General features: G+C 56.6%; 11 protein-coding genes. 3 read left to right on the plus strand and 8 right to left on the minus strand.

What is annotated here, in order from left to right; all coding sequences use genetic code 11:
- Nucleotides 1-130: 130 nt before the first annotated feature.
- From Pla52nx_RS15875 to Pla52nx_RS15885, 4 genes are all read right to left on the minus strand, one after another.
- Nucleotides 131-1333, minus strand: a complete 1203-nt coding sequence (locus Pla52nx_RS15875) for a protein-L-isoaspartate(D-aspartate) O-methyltransferase (RefSeq protein WP_231742490.1) — start codon at nt 1331-1333, stop codon at nt 131-133.
- Nucleotides 1334-1461: 128 nt separating this feature from the next.
- Nucleotides 1462-2247, minus strand: a complete 786-nt coding sequence (locus Pla52nx_RS15880; RefSeq protein WP_146522651.1) for a class I SAM-dependent methyltransferase — start codon at nt 2245-2247, stop codon at nt 1462-1464.
- On the minus strand, nt 2244-2510 hold the full coding sequence (locus Pla52nx_RS32945; protein ID WP_390620410.1) for a PF20097 family protein: 267 nt from the start codon (nt 2508-2510) through the stop codon (nt 2244-2246). The genes Pla52nx_RS15880 and Pla52nx_RS32945 overlap by 4 nt, the downstream gene beginning before the upstream one ends.
- Nucleotides 2511-2577: 67 nt before the next feature.
- Nucleotides 2578-2880, minus strand: a complete 303-nt coding sequence (locus Pla52nx_RS15885; protein ID WP_146522652.1) for a P-II family nitrogen regulator — start codon at nt 2878-2880, stop codon at nt 2578-2580.
- A 160-nt stretch (nt 2881-3040) separates the two neighbouring features.
- Between Pla52nx_RS15885 and Pla52nx_RS15890 the strand changes: the two genes are divergently transcribed.
- Nucleotides 3041-4372: an NRAMP family divalent metal transporter gene (locus tag Pla52nx_RS15890; protein WP_146522653.1), complete on the plus strand. Its 1332-nt coding sequence runs from the start codon at nt 3041-3043 to the stop codon at nt 4370-4372.
- Nucleotides 4373-4919: 547 nt separating this feature from the next.
- Here Pla52nx_RS15890 and Pla52nx_RS15895 read toward each other — a convergent pair.
- From Pla52nx_RS15895 to Pla52nx_RS15910, 4 genes are all read right to left on the minus strand, one after another.
- Nucleotides 4920-7136: a DUF4340 domain-containing protein gene (locus tag Pla52nx_RS15895; protein WP_146522654.1), complete on the minus strand. Its 2217-nt coding sequence runs from the start codon at nt 7134-7136 to the stop codon at nt 4920-4922.
- Nucleotides 7137-7144: 8 nt separating this feature from the next.
- Nucleotides 7145-10081, minus strand: coding sequence for a Gldg family protein (locus Pla52nx_RS15900; RefSeq protein WP_146522655.1), 2937 nt, complete (start codon nt 10079-10081; stop codon nt 7145-7147).
- A gap of 111 nt (nt 10082-10192) precedes the next feature.
- Entirely contained in the window at nt 10193-10951 is a 759-nt protein-coding gene (locus Pla52nx_RS15905) for an ABC transporter ATP-binding protein (RefSeq protein ID WP_146522656.1), read from the minus strand.
- A gap of 311 nt (nt 10952-11262) precedes the next feature.
- Nucleotides 11263-11445, minus strand: coding sequence for a DUF6800 family protein (locus Pla52nx_RS15910; RefSeq protein ID WP_146522657.1), 183 nt, complete (start codon nt 11443-11445; stop codon nt 11263-11265).
- Nucleotides 11446-11824: 379 nt separating this feature from the next.
- Here Pla52nx_RS15910 and Pla52nx_RS15915 point away from each other — a divergent pair, with 379 nt between their 5' ends.
- Both Pla52nx_RS15915 and Pla52nx_RS15920 read left to right on the plus strand, forming a co-directional pair.
- Entirely contained in the window at nt 11825-13492 is a 1668-nt protein-coding gene (locus Pla52nx_RS15915) for a hypothetical protein (protein ID WP_146522658.1), read from the plus strand.
- Nucleotides 13493-13494: 2 nt separating this feature from the next.
- On the plus strand, nt 13495-15630 hold the full coding sequence (locus Pla52nx_RS15920) for a caspase family protein (RefSeq protein WP_146522659.1): 2136 nt from the start codon (nt 13495-13497) through the stop codon (nt 15628-15630).
- Nucleotides 15631-15687 lie beyond the last annotated feature (57 nt).

Consider the following 15687-nt stretch of genomic DNA (forward strand, 5'->3'; position numbering starts at 1 on the left):
TAGGGGACGCCTCGTCAATAGAAGGCGAAATGGGTTGGGTCAGAAATCCTGTGCGAAAGGAATTCAGGCGAATCCCACTACCAGGTGCGCCGGCGAATGAAGCATCGATCCCGCAGCACGAGGCCGAGGCTCATTTCACCGGTTCGATCTTCACGTCATCGAAATCTGCTTGTCCGGTGGCCCCAAAGAGCCCGATCCGCAGGATGGCTTCGTGTGTCGTGGGCGGGATTCGGATCAGCCGGCTGGAGGGACGCCAATCGCGGGTTCCGCGAAACGGGCCGAGCCAAAAGGTGCCGAGATCTTGTCGGGTTTCGTTGTAAAGGCTGATCGCGACCATCGGCAAAGCGTCTGGGGTGGGGCCTTTTTCCACGTTGACCGTCCTGACTTGCCCGCTGAGCCGAATCATCGAGATTTCGCGTCCGTCGATCGCGATGCCTTGCAGGAGGTGAGAATTCCGTCCCGGCGTGATGTTCTCGAACCGGGCAAAATGTTTTCCTTGGCCCCTGTCGTTGGACGTTGCTGTCACCTGCCGGACTTGTCGACCGTAGTACCAACCGGGAACGACGTCGACCATCTCGCCGTCGCCTTCTTCGGCCATTTGCTCGAAGTCGCCGTTGATGACTTGGGGGTTCTTAGGATCCGGCTGCAACTGACGCGAGTCCTCTGCTTCGCCGGTCATCGGGACGAACAGAGTCGGACGCAAGGGTTGCCGTTCCAGCTTTCCGTCTTTCTTGATCATCCGGTACATGGTCTGCTGGTAACGCTCGCCGACCGGGATGATCATCATACCGCCTTCACGGAGTTGGTCGATCAGCGGTTGCGGTACTGATTCAGGGCTGCACGTGACGATGATCTTGTCAAAGGGTGCCGCATTGGGCCAACCAAGGAATCCATCACCGACACGCGTGGAGACATTCTCATAATCAAGTTTTGCGAGCACATCCGCAGCACGCTCGCCCAGTTCCGGGACGATCTCGATCGTGTAAACATGCTCTACCAGCGGGCTCAGCACGGCGGCTTGATAGCCACTGCCGGTTCCGATCTCGAGCACTTTGTCGGTCGTCTCAGGCTGCAAAGCCTCCGTCATCATCGCGACGATGAAGGGGCTACTGATGGTTTGCGAGTGGCCGATCGGCAGTGCCATGTCATAGTACGCGCGTCGGCGTTCCGATGCGGGAACGAATTCGTGTCGAGGTGTGCTGCGGATGGCTTCCAGGACACGGCTATCGGTCACTCCGGCCGTGGCGATCCGTTCTTGCACCAACTGATCACGCAATTGAGCGTACGGATCATCGGCACGGGATTCTCCGGGAATGAAAATCAATGAAGGCATGAGCAGCAGAGCCGTTGAGAACAAGCGGAAATAGAGAACGGATAAATTCATCACGAATGCAGCCCGGGAACGAGTTCGAAGCATCGAATGGTTAGAGCGTTTCGGCGTGGTGGTCAGCGTGGTGGATTTCAGAAGACCGGTTTGACCGCGCGTGTTGCCATGAAGGTCGCGATCTTGTCGGACAGCGGATCGTCGCCTCCCCAGCGGTCTTCCATCATATCTGTCAATTGTAGGCCCGCATCCAATTGGCCGCCGATCAAGTCGCTGAGCGAATGGCCAAAATCGATCGGACGCTCCGGTCCCAATGTTTCCTCACGCTGGTCATCCGGCAAATCCAAATCGCTGTACGGGATGGAAAATCGCACGACGAGCTGGCCTCGCTGCATTTTGGCTTGGTCAAAGAGATAGTTCACCGGCTGAATCAGACCGGCCAACAAAGCCCCCCCGGACTTCAGCACTCGGGCAGCTTGTTGCCAAACGACTCGAGCATCGGGACAGAAATTGACTGAGCATGGATTAACGATCAAATCGAATTGCTCGTTGCCAAGGACACTTAGATTCGCCATGTCGGCTTGGACGGTGGTCAGAGCCAGCGAATGTTTGTCGGCCAACCGTCGATCGATTGCCAATTGCGATTCACTGAAATCCACCACTGTGACTTGAGCGCCCGCAGCAGCCAACAAGGGTGCCTGATGACCGCCGCCGGCAGCCAAGCACAGGACCTGACGTCCCATGATGTCACCAATCCACTGTCGGGGAATGGATTTGCAGGCCGTCAAACGTAAATCAAAATCGCCGTCGCGTGCGCGCTCAATGGCTTCGTCCGAAACGTGTTCAAACCAGCGATGGCGGCTGGTCGCGATGTTGTCCCAAGCGATACGATTGAATTCAGTCGGCTCCACAGGCGTACTCATCTCTTGATCAGCATCAGACGACAATGGCCGCAGAAGTGAGCGGGAACGCGAAAGCCGAATCCAGACTTGGAGTTCGCGATTTTTCTGCCTCCGGTCAAGAAGGTTTGAACTGGGTTGTCAGAATACGAACGCCACCTGATCGCTGCGGATGACGACAAGTCACCGTCGTCCATTTGTTGTCCACACTGGGGACAAGGGACGAAAGACTGCTCCGGTAACACAGTTGGTGGGGCGTAGGGTGAATTTTGATTCTCGTGATTCATTGCACATCGACCATTTCTTTTGATTCACTCGCCACCAAAAACGCACTCGCCTTGAAGTGAATTTTTATCACTGAAAGGTTGTGATAGGCATGACGAAAATCTTTCCGTCACCGATGCGACCACTGCGTGCCACTGCGTTGATCTTTTCCAGCGTTTCCTCAAGACGAGAATCATCGACCCACATGGTGATCTCGACCTTCGGCACGAAGGCTTCGGAGTACTCTGTCTCTTGGTACTCGTCCAAGTAGGTCTTTTGCCTGCCGTAGCCTTTGACTTCCGTCACCGTCAGTGCCTCCAACGGAGCGCGACGCAGGGCAGCGAGAACGTTCTCCGCGAGATGCGGTCTGACGACGGTGATAATTTGTTTCATTTTTGGCAGACATGGATGGAGGACGCTGCGGTCAAGGATAACGGCTGCGAAAACGAATCACCAGTGCGTGGCAACGCCGTGCCGCCGATCGCATACAATTCTGCGGACTCGATGAAGTTTTCGCCCCCGCCGCCCTGTTCCCGAGCGTCCTGTTCCCACCATGCCCGACCCGTATTCCTCGCCTGACCCGGTTGCCGACGAAGTCGATCCGTCATCCGATGCTGCCGCCCCTGGACTCTTGACGCGACTGCGACGCATCGGACCGGCGATCATCGTCGCGGCGGTCGTTTTGGGCCCCGGCAGCATCGTCAGTGCCAGTCGTGTGGGATGTCAGTATGGCTACGACTTGCTGTGGCTGGTGCCCTTGGCTGGTTTGTTGATGACCGCGATGACGATCGCAGCCATGGCCAACGGCGCATTGCATCCCGAGACTCCTTGCTCGGCCGTTGCCAAGCGTTTCGGCAGACCGGCGGCTTGGATGGTCGGTGGTTCGATGCTGGTCGCGGTCACGATGTTTCAAGCGTCCAACAACAATGCGATGTTGATGGCGGTGGAAGGATTCACGCGGACACCCGGCACCGCCGCCGAGCCGCATTCGGTGATCGTTCGCGTGGGGATTCCCTTGCTGTTGAACCTTGGCATCATCGCGATGCTGATTCTGGGCAAACGCAACCTGTATCGTTGGATTGAGTCCGCCATGGCATTGCTCGTCGCAGCCATGGTACTCGCCTTCGCCGCAAACATGCTGGCCGCCACGCCGTCGCCGATGGCAGTGGCTCGCGGGTTGGTCCCCAAAATGCCGAACACCGAGTTTGGCGGCGCAGTGGCTTGGTTGACCGCCGGTGCAATGGTCGCGACGACGTTCTCCGTCGCTGGAGCCTTTTACCAGTCGTATCAGGTACGCGAGAAAGGATGGGGGCGAAACGATTTGTCGACCGGTGTGACCGACTCTGTCGTTGGTATCGCGACCTTGGCATTGATCACGATGATGATTCTGATCACGGGCGCTGCCGCGTTGGGCGGTCGTGTGAAACCGAGCGAATTGACCGACGCTGCAGCGGTCGCACAAGCACTTGAGCCGATGTTCGGCCGGATGGCTCAGTACGTGTTTGCCGCCGGAGTCTTTGCCGGCGCGATCAGTTCGTTTGTGGTCAACGCATTGATCGGAGGGGTCGTGTTTGCCGATTCGATCAACATCGGCAGCAAGATGTCACAGCCCGGTGTCAGAAATTCCACCATCGGCGTCTTGATGTTGGGATGGCTGGTGGCAGCCGTCGCGATTTGGACGGAAACACCGCTGGCGGATTTCATCATCATTGCCCAATCGCTAACCGTTCTCGCCTTTCCAATTCTGGCCGCGACGGTGATTTGGCAGTATCACCAGGTTGATCGCAGCCGCTTGCCGGGATGGGTATTGCCCGCATGCTGGCTTGGGCTGCTGGTCGCAGTTGGATTGTCGATCCGAACGGTTGCGAAATTGGTCGGTGGTTGATGACGGCTGGATACGCCGTTACCCACTTGGAAAGCGATTGTCGCTCAGCTCTCCGAGCTGTTAGCGTGTTTGGAGCGGAAAACGCGTTGACTAAACCGAACTCCGCTGCCAAACCTTGCTCCACAGCATACGTTCAACGTGGTACTCGCTGTCGACTTGGAAAGTCGAGCGACAATAGCGGCCAAACGTTGCTCCACAGCATACGTTCAACGTGGCGCCCGCTATCGACTTGGAAAGTCGAGCGATTGTCGCTCAGCTCTCCGAGCTGTTAGCGTGTTTGGAGCGGAAAACGCGTTGCCTAAACCGAACTCCGCTGCCAAACCTTGCTCCACGGCATACGTTCAACGTGGCGCCCGCTATCGACTTGTAAAGTCGAGCGATTGTCGCTCAGCTCTCCGAGCTGTTAGCGTGTTTGGAGCGGAAAACGCGTTGCCTAAACCGAACTCCGCTGCCAAACCTTGCTCCACGGCATACGTTCAACGTGGTGCCCGCTATCGACTTGGAAAGTCGAGCGACAATAGCGGCCTGCCCCGAAAGGCAAACCGCATCAGTTCCCGAAACCGCCTGGAGGTTGGAATCCGCCGGGGTTGCCGAAGTTGATGCCGGGACCACCGGGAGGCGGGGCGGGCGTGTCGCTTTCGAACAAGTCTTCCTGACGAATCAGCAGCTTGCTGTAGGTTTCCTCGGGGATGACGTAGTACCAGTCGGCGAATCGCTCGTTCAAACTGCGGGAGCGACGTTGAGCATTTGCCAATCGTTCCTTGCGAGCATCAATCTTGCGTTCGTTCGACTTGGTGATTTGTTCTTGGACCGCAGCCAAACGCTCCTTCTTTTCTTCCTCTGTTTCCTGCTTAGCCGGAGCAGGCTTGTCGGCGTCGTCCCCAGCCGTCTCTGGGCTGGAATCACCTGGGCTGGAATCCGCAGGCTTTGCAGCCTCGGAGTCAGGTTTGCTTTCCGCCGCTGCTTCCGTTTTCGTTTCAGCCGTATCATCTGCAGTGGGTTTCTCGGCGTCCGTTTCAGCAGCGGGCTCTTGCTCAGTGGGCGCATCGGCGTCCTGGTCCTGACCTTCGCCGACCGTCGTTGACTCACCAGAACCACTTGCTTCGACTTCGCCTTCCTGGGGCTCGGTTGGAGCATCCGTTGTCTCGGCTGGCTCAGGGGTACCTTCTGCAGCTTCTTTGTCCGCGTCGTCGGGCTTTTCAGTCGAGTCGGCTTCATCCGCTGGTTCGGATTTCGAATCGGCAGAATCGCTTTCGCCGGACTCAGCGGGAGTGTCCTTCATTTCTTCTTTGTTCTCGGTCTCACTGTTTTCCGTCGCCGCAGGCTCGGGCCGATCCGATTCAGGAGTCTCTGATTCGGTCGCCGGTTTTTCTTCTTCGGTGGGTTTGGTCATCGGCGGGTTCAGCTCAGGTGGCAGCTGATCTGGAGCGGGCGCGGCTGCTTCTGCCGCCTTGTCCATTGCATCGAGATCCTCCAACGTTTCTGGCACGACCTCCAATGCCGGTGGCGGGAACATTTCTTCGTCGACGACGGTGGAGACCATCAGATAGCGATTCACGCCCGCGGAAGACTTCGGTTTGTCTTCTTCGGCCTCGGCGGAATCCTCTTCCGACTCGTCTTCTTTCTCGCCAAGTCCGGAGATGCTACCGAATCGCAAGATGTATTTCACGCCATCTTTCGTGGTCGTGGTCAGTTCGCCGTTGGCCGACAGCAACTCAAATTCACCATCCGCTCCCATGCGCACGGGATAGAATCCACGTTCGATCAGTTGCGAGCTTGCTTCACGGTCATTTGCAAAGTCCGCATCGGCTCGCAAGTTGGCACTGATGCCCTCGGGCTTGCGTTGCACATTGACGAATTTCAAGTCATCCAGTGCGGTCTTAATCCCGTCCAGCTTTGTTTTGTTCAGCTTCTTGGACTCATCGACTTCGACAACAGTCCCGGGTGCATTGGGTTTTGTGGGGTCAAATTCTTTCAGTTCATCCAGCTTCCACTCTGTGCCTTCCATCTCCAGCGTGGCTTCGTAGTTCTTTTCTGTGTTGATCACCAGTCGCGGTTGCAAACCTGATTGATCCAGTTGCAGCTCGGTGGTGTAGTCTTTGAGCTGAACTTTCTGCACATCAATGCTGCTCAACTGCAGCAAGTCTTCTTCGATCCAATCTTCGAATTTCGTCGTCAGCGGGCTGTCGTCCAGGGCAACGCTGTACACTGGGTCTTGTCCAGGAATCCGAACGTAGACCTGACCTGCTTGACCCTCGACGGGCTTGCCGATGATCAGCGATCCGAGTTCTTTGCCGTCTTGATCGTTGAACGAAACCAGTCGACCGACTCCCTCGTCGCCGATGGTCAATTGCTCTTCGTTCGGCTCGATAACACCGAATCCCGCATGGTCTTCGGCGAAGGCGGTCGGCGAGTCGAGCACTTTCAGGTCCACCAACGCATTCGCTGCGTTTCGCATCTGTTCCACCGCGTCGGCTGGGTAACCGCCTCGGGACGGGATGGTCCAGACGCCGGTTTCCTTGTCACGTAGGACCTCGAACTTGGACAGGGTGCCTTGTTCGTCGTCAAAGGTGACGATTTTCATGTTGGCTGCGGCTAGCGGATCTGAAAAGCTTGGCAACAGCACGCTGCCGGGCGCAATGCCGCTGCCTTCAGTTTCCGGATCGTTGGTCGCCGTCGGCCATGCGATGATGGCAGCAAGCACCGCTGTGACGGCTGCAGCACCCCAGAAAATACCAGTCTTTTGTGTTTCGTTTTTGCTCATGGTATCGCCTATTTCAATCGGCTCTTGCTGATGTTTTCTCGTTCACGCAATCGTCGTGCTGCGAAGACAACCACGCCGACGATGAGCGGCGGGATGCAGGGCAACGCGACCGCGTAGCCTTTGACTTTGTTCTGAATCGACGTGACCTTCTGGTCCGCCTCTCTGCGAATGTCGGCAATGTTCTTTTCTTGCTCGCGTTTGGCTTTCACATTGCTGATATCTTGTTTGGTCTGCAGACGTTCGGAGATCGTTTGGAATTCGATCTGCTTGGCTTCCAAGACCCGTTGTGGAATCTTTCCATCGCGGCTTTTCTCTTGCATATCTTTGAGTTCTTCCTTCAGAGACTGCAGTGCCTTCTCGCGTGCTTCGTCGGCCTCGCGGACCTTTTCGTCATAGGTCTTTTGGAACTGTTCCGTTTGCTCACGCACACCCTTGTTCGCATCTTCTTTGACCAAATCGATCATCCGCAGGCTTGCGAAAATGGGCTCATGCTTTCGGACTTCGATGAAGTCGGTTTCTTGGGTGAGCCAGTCGATCAAGTTCAAAACGAAGGTAACGTTCTGGAACTGAAAGCGGAGGTCGGGTGCGGAGTTCGGGTCGGCCCGGATCTGCAAGAACACCTCCAACATCAAATCGGTATCGGCAACATAGGCCACCTTCAATGCCGGCGCGTCGCTCGACGTTTCCCCGTCGGCTTCTGCTGGCTTGTCGGCTGATTTCGTTTCATCCTCGATCGTCATAGCGACCGTGCAGGAAGGTTTGAGCGTCTTGATATTGCGAGCGATCTCGTTCTGCCGACCCGTCCTGAGCAGTTGATTGATCTTGCTGAACTCGATCGTTCCCGTGTCGCCACGGGTTCGCAGCAACGGAGTGTGCTTGAGCGTCGGCTTGTCGACGGGGTAAATCGATCCGGCATACAGAGTCAGCACCTGACGCAGTCCGTTGGTGATTTCGCTATCGGGGTTCAACGACGCGATCACACTTTCGGGTCCGCCTGCTTCGGGCGTCGTCAGTCGAGAACCGCCAGGGGAGTTTTCATCAATGAACAGCCACAGCGGGTCGGTGTTCTGATCGAGGTTGGGGTAAGGATTGAAAATCTGCCAAACGAGATCGGATGCAAAACTCTCTGGCTGAGGCTGGCCGTCGCTGCGGAGCTGCAACAAATCCCACATCTCGACGATGTTGCCTTTGGGTTGAGGCTGGCCACCCATGCCGAACATACCGCCGCCGGCTTGCTTGGGCTCGCTCGTTGGCGTGATGTCTTGTCGTCCCAACGGGAACGGATCCTCGAACACAGCGGTGGGCACGCCCGCTTTCATCGCATCGAGCAGCCGTTGAAACTGGGCCGGCTGCAGCGATGAAGGCTGGACGGCGATTAGAGCGTCGTATTGGCCGACCGAGATCGGTGACTCCAAATCGACTTCGTCGACCGTGTACTGTTTGCTCCACTCATCCATCAGTGGGTGGCGATCGATGCGGGCCATCGACATGCCTTGCATGCTGACGCCGCCGTTCATGTTGGCATCGGTCTTCACCACGCCGATTCGCTTTCGGCTGCCGCTGGCGACCGTGTTGATGGAGCGTACGAGTTCGTATTCGACGGGGATCCCGTACTCAAAGATCGGAACAACGACTTTTTGGAGTCCCGCTCGGAAAGCGGCACCCATGATCAAGCGTTTTTGCTGCACAGTTCCTTGTTCACGAACCATCCGCGTGACGGGCTCGATTCCGAATCGTTCTTCGGCCAAAGCGGCTTCTTCGCTGAACAGGTCGATGTTGTCGTACAAGTTGACTTCGATGGTCCGCCCGTTTGCTGCCGCCGTGGACTTGAATTCCTTGAGCAAGTTGATCAGTTCGTAACGCGTCCGAGCGTACATTTCGGGGATTTCGTTGCTGATGTAAGCATCGATTTTGATAGGACGATCCGAATCCAGCTCGCGGATCAATTTCAAGGTAGCCGGTGCCAACGAGCTGACTTGGCCGTCCGTCATGTCGCGTCGAGCGACGTCCTTGGATCGAAACATCACGACGGCGGAGATCGTGATCACGATCAACGCGACGATCCGAGCCAGGTAGTGGTAGGCCATCGTGTTCCCGTCTTTGCCGCCCGTCCAGTGACGGCGACCGATCAGCACCATGCAGAAATACAATGCGACGGCCGTGACGAAAATGAAGTAGATCACGGAGGAGGAGCTGATCACGCCTCGCCCGAAATCGTCAAACGGTCTGGCGATGCCACTGTTCTTGATCAATTCACCCCATTTCAATCCCATCAGCTCTGATCGTCCGAGGACCGTTTCGGCCAAGGAAGCAAACGCCAGGGGTGCGTTGAACAAGGCCCCCAGGATGAAACCGACGGTCAGGTTTCCGGTCAGGAACGACGCGACCATGCCGATCGCGATCATGGTCGCACCGACGAACCAGTACCCCAGGTAAGTCGAAAAGATCAGCCCGGTGTCCAATCCGCCTTCGGTCAGAATCGCCAGGGTCACCGACGTACTGAGTTGGCTGAACAGCAGCGACGCGGTGAAAATCGCGGCCGCTGCCATGTACTTGCCGATCACGATGTCAAAGTCGTCCGCGGGCAAGGTCAGCAGCAACTCGTCTGTTCCTTGGCGACGCTCCTCCGCCCAAATGCTCATCGTGATCGCCGGGATGAACACCAGCATGATCCACGGGTACCAGTAATTGAGCTGATCTAGAGTGGCGAGATTTTGGTTAAAGAAATCGTGGGGCCAGAACGCTGCGGTCGATGTCAGGAAGACAAAGATGCAGAGGAACACATAGCCGGTCGGGTTGCTGAAATAGCCGACGAAGTTCCGTTTCATGACGGCGAACGCGGCACGCTTCGTTCCGGCAACCAAGCCAAAGATCGCCAGGAGCACACAGACGAAAATCACGTCGTAGAGTAGCAGTGTCAGCAGGGCTGATAGAACAGGGATCATTTTGATTTCTTGGAGATACTGAGACGGAAAAAAGTGTCGCCGCGTTGGGCGGGTCCAAGGAATGGGCGTTTCTCAGGCCGAATGTGGTGAGCCGCGGGGAGCATGCTTTGCTCACGCATCGGGTTTCGATGCTTCGACACCGGTCAGGCTATGGAACGCTTCGTCCAAGTCACCTTTGCCGATCGTCCGCAATCCATCCACGTCGCCTTCATAAACCAATCGACCTTCGTTGATTACGACGACGCGATTGGCCATCGCTTCGACTTCTTGCAAGATGTGCGTGCTGAGCAGGATCGTTTTGGTTTCCGCGAGGCGACGCATGGTACGTCGAACGCCTCGGATTTGGTTGGGATCCAAACCGGCGGTCGGTTCGTCGAGGATCAAGACATCCGGGTCGTGCAGCAGAGCTTGGCTCATCCCGACCCGCTGTTTGAAACCTTTGGACAGTTTTGCGATCGGTTTGTACATCACCGAGGAGAGGTCGCAGATGTCGACCACGGCATCGATCCGGTCGCGTTTCTTTGCCCCCGTCAATCCACGGGCTTCGGCAAAGAAATCCAGCATGCCGGTGGGCGTCATCTCCATGTACAGCGGTCCGCTCTCGGGCAAATATCCCAAGTGCCGGCTGCCTTCGATGCGGTCGTCCATCATGTTGTAACCCGCGATGCGAGCTTCGCCTTCGCTGGGCGCGATGTAGCCCGTCAGCATCTTCATCGTCGTGCTCTTGCCGGCACCGTTTGGCCCCAAGAAAGCGACCAGTTCTCCCTCGCGAACTTTGAAAGACACCTCACGAGCAGCGGCAAAGGGGCCGTAAAACTTGCTCAGCCCGATCGCTTCGATCATCGGGCGTCGTTCATCTTGCTTCGTCATCAAGGAATCCGTCGTGTGGATGAATAGAGTTCAAGCTACCGCTACGCCCAAAGGATCGCGTCGGTTCACGGGGCGAGGAAAAAAATATCATCAAACCAGTGCCTCGTGGTGGTGCCCAGATCTACCCATTCCGCCAGCAGCGAAACTCGTCAAGACTCTCGGCGGTTCACGTTACAGGCGGTACACGTTGCAGTACGTCCCATACTCTTGACGTGTTTCGCGACCCGTGCTCGGTTCTGACCTTCGCGCACGCAACCTACACCCGCGGAGAGTCTTGCGGGTCACCAGATCCGACAAACCGTCCGTTCGTGTTAGGACAGCAGCTCTTCACGAGCGATGATGACTTCGGCGCCTGGGGTGAGGCGACGCAGCTTGCGAACGACTTCGGCCTTTTCCATCGTGCCCGCTTTCGCGCGTGCGATCAGCTTGGCAACTTTCTTGCGACGGGTACGCAGACGACGGATCTCTCGGACGCGTTCAATTCCGGACGGCATGTTCAGACTCCGATGTGGGAAATTCTATGAGAATAGAAGGGGGTGAATTGTGTTTTTCGGGCTCGATGACCGTGAGCCAGCGGATTTCGCGGAAGGCATCCCCCCTGGCGAATCGCATATGGTAGCGGAAAGCAGCGATTCGACGAAGTGGGCTTTTTGCTTTGCTGCGAAGACGTTGACCAATGGTCTACGCAACGAAATGTGTGGGCGAAATGTGTGGACAATGGAAGGCTCTGCGGGTTCAATCGTTATCCTGTGCGAGTACGATTGATCGAACTTGACAGGTAGCCCCCCATCTATGCGGTGCTGCTCCGTGGTGCTGCTTGATCGAGACCGTGTCGACTTGTTGAATTTCAGTTGGATAACTAAGGAAAACCAAATGTGTAAAAGCGCCGTCATGAATCCGCTGCAGCATGTCGTTCTGGCCTGCTTGATCGCGGTAGCGTCCCTGCCCATCACTGCCAGGGGGGAAGCCCCCGCAACGCCTGCAGAATCTCTTGCAAATCTAGACGGTGCCGGCATTTTGGGGCAACTCAGAAATGGAGGACCGGATTCGCCAGGAGCGGAGGCCCTGGCAGCGACTGCGCTGTTGCTCGTTGACGACAGCGAGCTTGACTCGTCCGTGGCGGCGCTCGACACGATGCTTGCAACCAAATCAGAGGCCTATCGAGAGCTGCGCGACCAAGCACTGGCGCTGAGGAAATCGGACCTTGAGGTCAACCCTGGAGCGGTCACGTTTGACACCTTGTTGCTGACTAATGAAATGCAACAGTCGATGCTACGGGCAGCCGTGAGCGGTTGGTCGGATGAGGTCGCCGAGACCAAATCGCAAGTCGCCGCTAGCGAGCTTCCCGCTCCGATCAAGCAGCACCTGACTCGCTATGCCGACCTGTGTGCCAATTTGGCCGATGCATTTGCACAAACAGAACTCGCTGCGGCAACCGGTCGAGAGGTTGCAATGGGGCTCGCACATGACAGAGAGGTCGACGAAGCGTTCAACATGCTGGGGGACTATCGCAAGGATCCCGACAGCGTCGAACGAGGGCGAGCAGGTGAGGCGAATGAGTTTACCGTGATGGCGGCCCAAGAGAGCGCGAAAGCCGACATGGTCAATGCGATCACGGCACAATACAAGGCCTACCTGGATGGAGAGAAGACAAAACTGGAGATGATGAAGACGCTGCAAGAACTGGAGTCCGGAGCGTTGGACTTGAAAGAGAAGCGGGCAACGATCTATTGGACGCTCCGCAAATTGCGAGAGGAAAACTTGGCCGAAAAGCGGGCTCAGCAAATCGCTCGCAACAAAGAGATCACGACACAGGACAAGGAAGAGACCGCAGCGGATCTTTCTCCCACTTGGCCCAGTGCCTTCGAGCATCGAGAATTGAAGCCACACGCGGACCAACTTCGTGAGAATCTCATGTCCTACGGCCCCAGCAACAGCGGACAGCTCTCGGCTTGCTACGCCAAATGCGTCTCCAACATGCGATCGTTGCATCGAGTCCTTGGCTCTGGCATCGATGGCGTCTCTGTCGAACAGTGCGCCGCGCTCCGTCGCTATTTGCGCAAACTAGATGCTGAGTTGCAGCAGAACTACCGTTCGGACAACTATATCGCCAGTTTGGTCTCCTCGCCGTCGAGCCAAAACATTGCGGACTCCGATCTTCAGGAAGAGTTCTTTATCGATGTGAAACCGGCGAAGCTGCGATTCACAGGCGACAACCGCCAAATCGCCAGTTTTGCGATTTATCGCTCGCTGTTGTCGGCCATCGTTCGTGCCGGGGCCGCTGGAAACACCGGAGAGCTCTCAACGTTGGCCAAACAAGTCCGAGAATCATCTCTGTTGCTGCCCGAACACCGTGAAAGCCTCAAGAAGATCGGATCATCGGTCTACAAGAATGCCGGCAAAGCCTCATCAGTGGAAGACCTGGGCGATGTGCTTGCCGTCATCTCGGGCGCGTCCGACTCGGCATCGAGTCTCGACTTGCCAGCAGATTATCAAGCAGAAGCCTATGAGATTCTGATCGCGTCCACACTGGGAGACTGAACATGGCGGTTCGCCATTTCTCGCTCGTGTGCTGTTGGTGGGTAGTGTTTCTGCCGGCAGTATTTCTGCCGGCAACTCCTCTCTCCGCAGCAGAACCGGCTGCGAAGCATGCGTTGCTGATCGGTTGCACCGACTATCCTCGGCTGGACGATTTTTTTCAGCTAGAGGGACCTGTCAATGACGTCGCCTTGATGCGTCAGGTCTTGATCGAGTCATACGGGTTCACCGCGGAGTCAGGCCGGATGGTCACGCTGGCCGCATCGGAAGATGCGATGCATCAACCGACCCGCGCTAATATCCAGCGTGAGTTCGAGTCTTTGGCTCGGCGTGTACAGGCGGGTGACGAAGTGCTGATCTTGATGGGCGGGCACGGGAGCCAACAACCGGACAACGACCCCGAAAACCCAATGGATGCAGAGCCCGATGGATTGGACGAAGTGTTCTTGCCGTGCGATGTCGGTCCTTGGGACGGCAAAGCAGGGATGATCGAGAACGCGATTGTTGACGATCAGCTTCGCCAGTGGTTGTCCGCATTGGTGGCCAAGCAAGCCTCGGTGTGCATCATCATGGACGCTTGTCATAGCGGTTCAGGGGTCCGTGGAAGTGATGCGGAGAGGTCCCGTCAAGTTCCTCCTGGCCAGTTGGTTCCTAAGGCATTGCTGGATTCCGTCAGAGAGTCGTCGTCAGAAGATGACGCGTCGGACTCGCTCTTTGACGGGCCGGGTGATCTAGTCGCCATCTACGCTGCTCAGCCGCACGAGACAACTCCGGAGAAAAAGCTGCCACTCACTGCAGATCCCGATGCACGCAAGTACTACGGCCTGCTCTCCTTTACCCTCTGTGACTTGCTTTCCAACACCAATCGCAAACTGACCTACAACGAGTTGATCCAGGAAGTTCAATCCCGGTATGTGGCGATGGGGCGAAGATCCCCGACCCCGCTGATCGAAGGCAGCAATCGTGATCGAATCGTCATGGGCAAGGAATCGTTTCCCGAACGCTCACGTATTCGGTTGTCTATCCAGTCGGATGACGAGGGCACGATCAATTCCGGTGCACTGCAGGGAGTGACCAAAGGATCGATCTATCGCATCACGGCGCCGCTGGATGATGCTGGCCGCTCGAACAAGGACACCAGCGGATTCGTTCAAGTGACCGAGGTCGACATGACATCCGCTACCGTCGTCCCCGTGGCTTACGATGAATCGCCGAAAGTTTCGTTGGCTGATGTGCAGCAGCGTTCTGTCTGTGAATTGGTGTTTCGTGATTTGGGCGATCGTCGTTTGGGTGTCGCGGTTGATTCCTTCGATGACTCGGGGACAGCGATCGCTGAATCGCTTCATCAGCGATTGACGCAACTCGCGTCTGAGCTCGATTCCGAGCTGGTGGAGGTCGTAACGGATCCTCAAGATGCTCAATGGCTGATTCGCTACAACGAGGGCGAAGTCCGATTGGTTCCGGGTGCGGGGATCGCAACGGGCGACGAGTCCAGCGTTTTTGTGTCTCACGGAGTTCGATCGGACTGGCCCGAGCTGATGCGTGAGGATCTGAGACGGATCGCCCGCGCAACGAACTTGTTGCGACTCACCGGCGACAACGCAGAAACAGATCGCGGAGGCTTGATCGGCCTGTCCATCAAGACGTTCGATGAGGAAAACAATGAAATCCAGTGGCAGTCGGCCGGCCGGGTGCTGAAAGAAGGCCAGCAGATCAAAGTCCGCTTGCAGCATTTTGGGCGTGAGAACGTTGATGTCACCCTGCTGTACGTCGACAACGCCTACGGAATCACTTGCTTGTATCCCAACCCCGGTGAAAGCAACCGATTGCGAACAGGTGACTCGCAATCGATTCGTTTAAGAATCAACGCGGAAACGGTGGGACTGGAGTCACTGGTTGCCATCGTTGTCAAATCAGACGGACAGCCTGTTGACTACAGCGTCTTGGAGCAACCTTCGTTAGAGCGAGCCAGCGCGGAGCTTAGTCGCGATGTGAATCGCGGAGGCGTCGGCTTGTTCGAAACGCCGCTGGGACGACTCTGTAAAACATCACTTTACGGCGTCGGTGCCAGCCGGGGTGTGACCCGCGAAGCCGAGCAGAACTATCGCGTGTCTGTGATGAGCTGGAAAATCGAACCGTGACATCTTCCCGCTGCCGTCACCTTTTAACACTATCTAATGACTTGGCGCTGATCCAAT

Source organism: Stieleria varia, from assembly GCF_038443385.1.
Taxonomy (GTDB): Bacteria; Planctomycetota; Planctomycetia; order Pirellulales; family Pirellulaceae; genus Stieleria; species Stieleria varia.

What these genes read in the sequence shown, in the direction of transcription:
- Pla52nx_RS15875 (WP_231742490.1), bottom strand. Translation starts at nt 1,333, where the DNA reads ATGCCTTCATTGATTTTCATTCCCGGAGAATCCCGTGCCGATGATCCG.
- Pla52nx_RS15880 (WP_146522651.1), bottom strand. Translation starts at nt 2,247, where the DNA reads ATGAGTACGCCTGTGGAGCCGACTGAATTCAATCGTATCGCTTGGGAC.
- Pla52nx_RS32945 (WP_390620410.1), bottom strand. Translation starts at nt 2,510, where the DNA reads ATGAATCACGAGAATCAAAATTCACCCTACGCCCCACCAACTGTGTTA.
- Pla52nx_RS15885 (WP_146522652.1), bottom strand. Translation starts at nt 2,880, where the DNA reads ATGAAACAAATTATCACCGTCGTCAGACCGCATCTCGCGGAGAACGTT.
- Pla52nx_RS15890 (WP_146522653.1), top strand. Translation starts at nt 3,041, where the DNA reads ATGCCCGACCCGTATTCCTCGCCTGACCCGGTTGCCGACGAAGTCGAT.
- Pla52nx_RS15895 (WP_146522654.1), bottom strand. Translation starts at nt 7,136, where the DNA reads ATGAGCAAAAACGAAACACAAAAGACTGGTATTTTCTGGGGTGCTGCA.
- Pla52nx_RS15900 (WP_146522655.1), bottom strand. Translation starts at nt 10,081, where the DNA reads ATGATCCCTGTTCTATCAGCCCTGCTGACACTGCTACTCTACGACGTG.
- Pla52nx_RS15905 (WP_146522656.1), bottom strand. Translation starts at nt 10,951, where the DNA reads ATGACGAAGCAAGATGAACGACGCCCGATGATCGAAGCGATCGGGCTG.
- Pla52nx_RS15910 (WP_146522657.1), bottom strand. Translation starts at nt 11,445, where the DNA reads ATGCCGTCCGGAATTGAACGCGTCCGAGAGATCCGTCGTCTGCGTACC.
- Pla52nx_RS15915 (WP_146522658.1), top strand. Translation starts at nt 11,825, where the DNA reads ATGTGTAAAAGCGCCGTCATGAATCCGCTGCAGCATGTCGTTCTGGCC.
- Pla52nx_RS15920 (WP_146522659.1), top strand. Translation starts at nt 13,495, where the DNA reads ATGGCGGTTCGCCATTTCTCGCTCGTGTGCTGTTGGTGGGTAGTGTTT.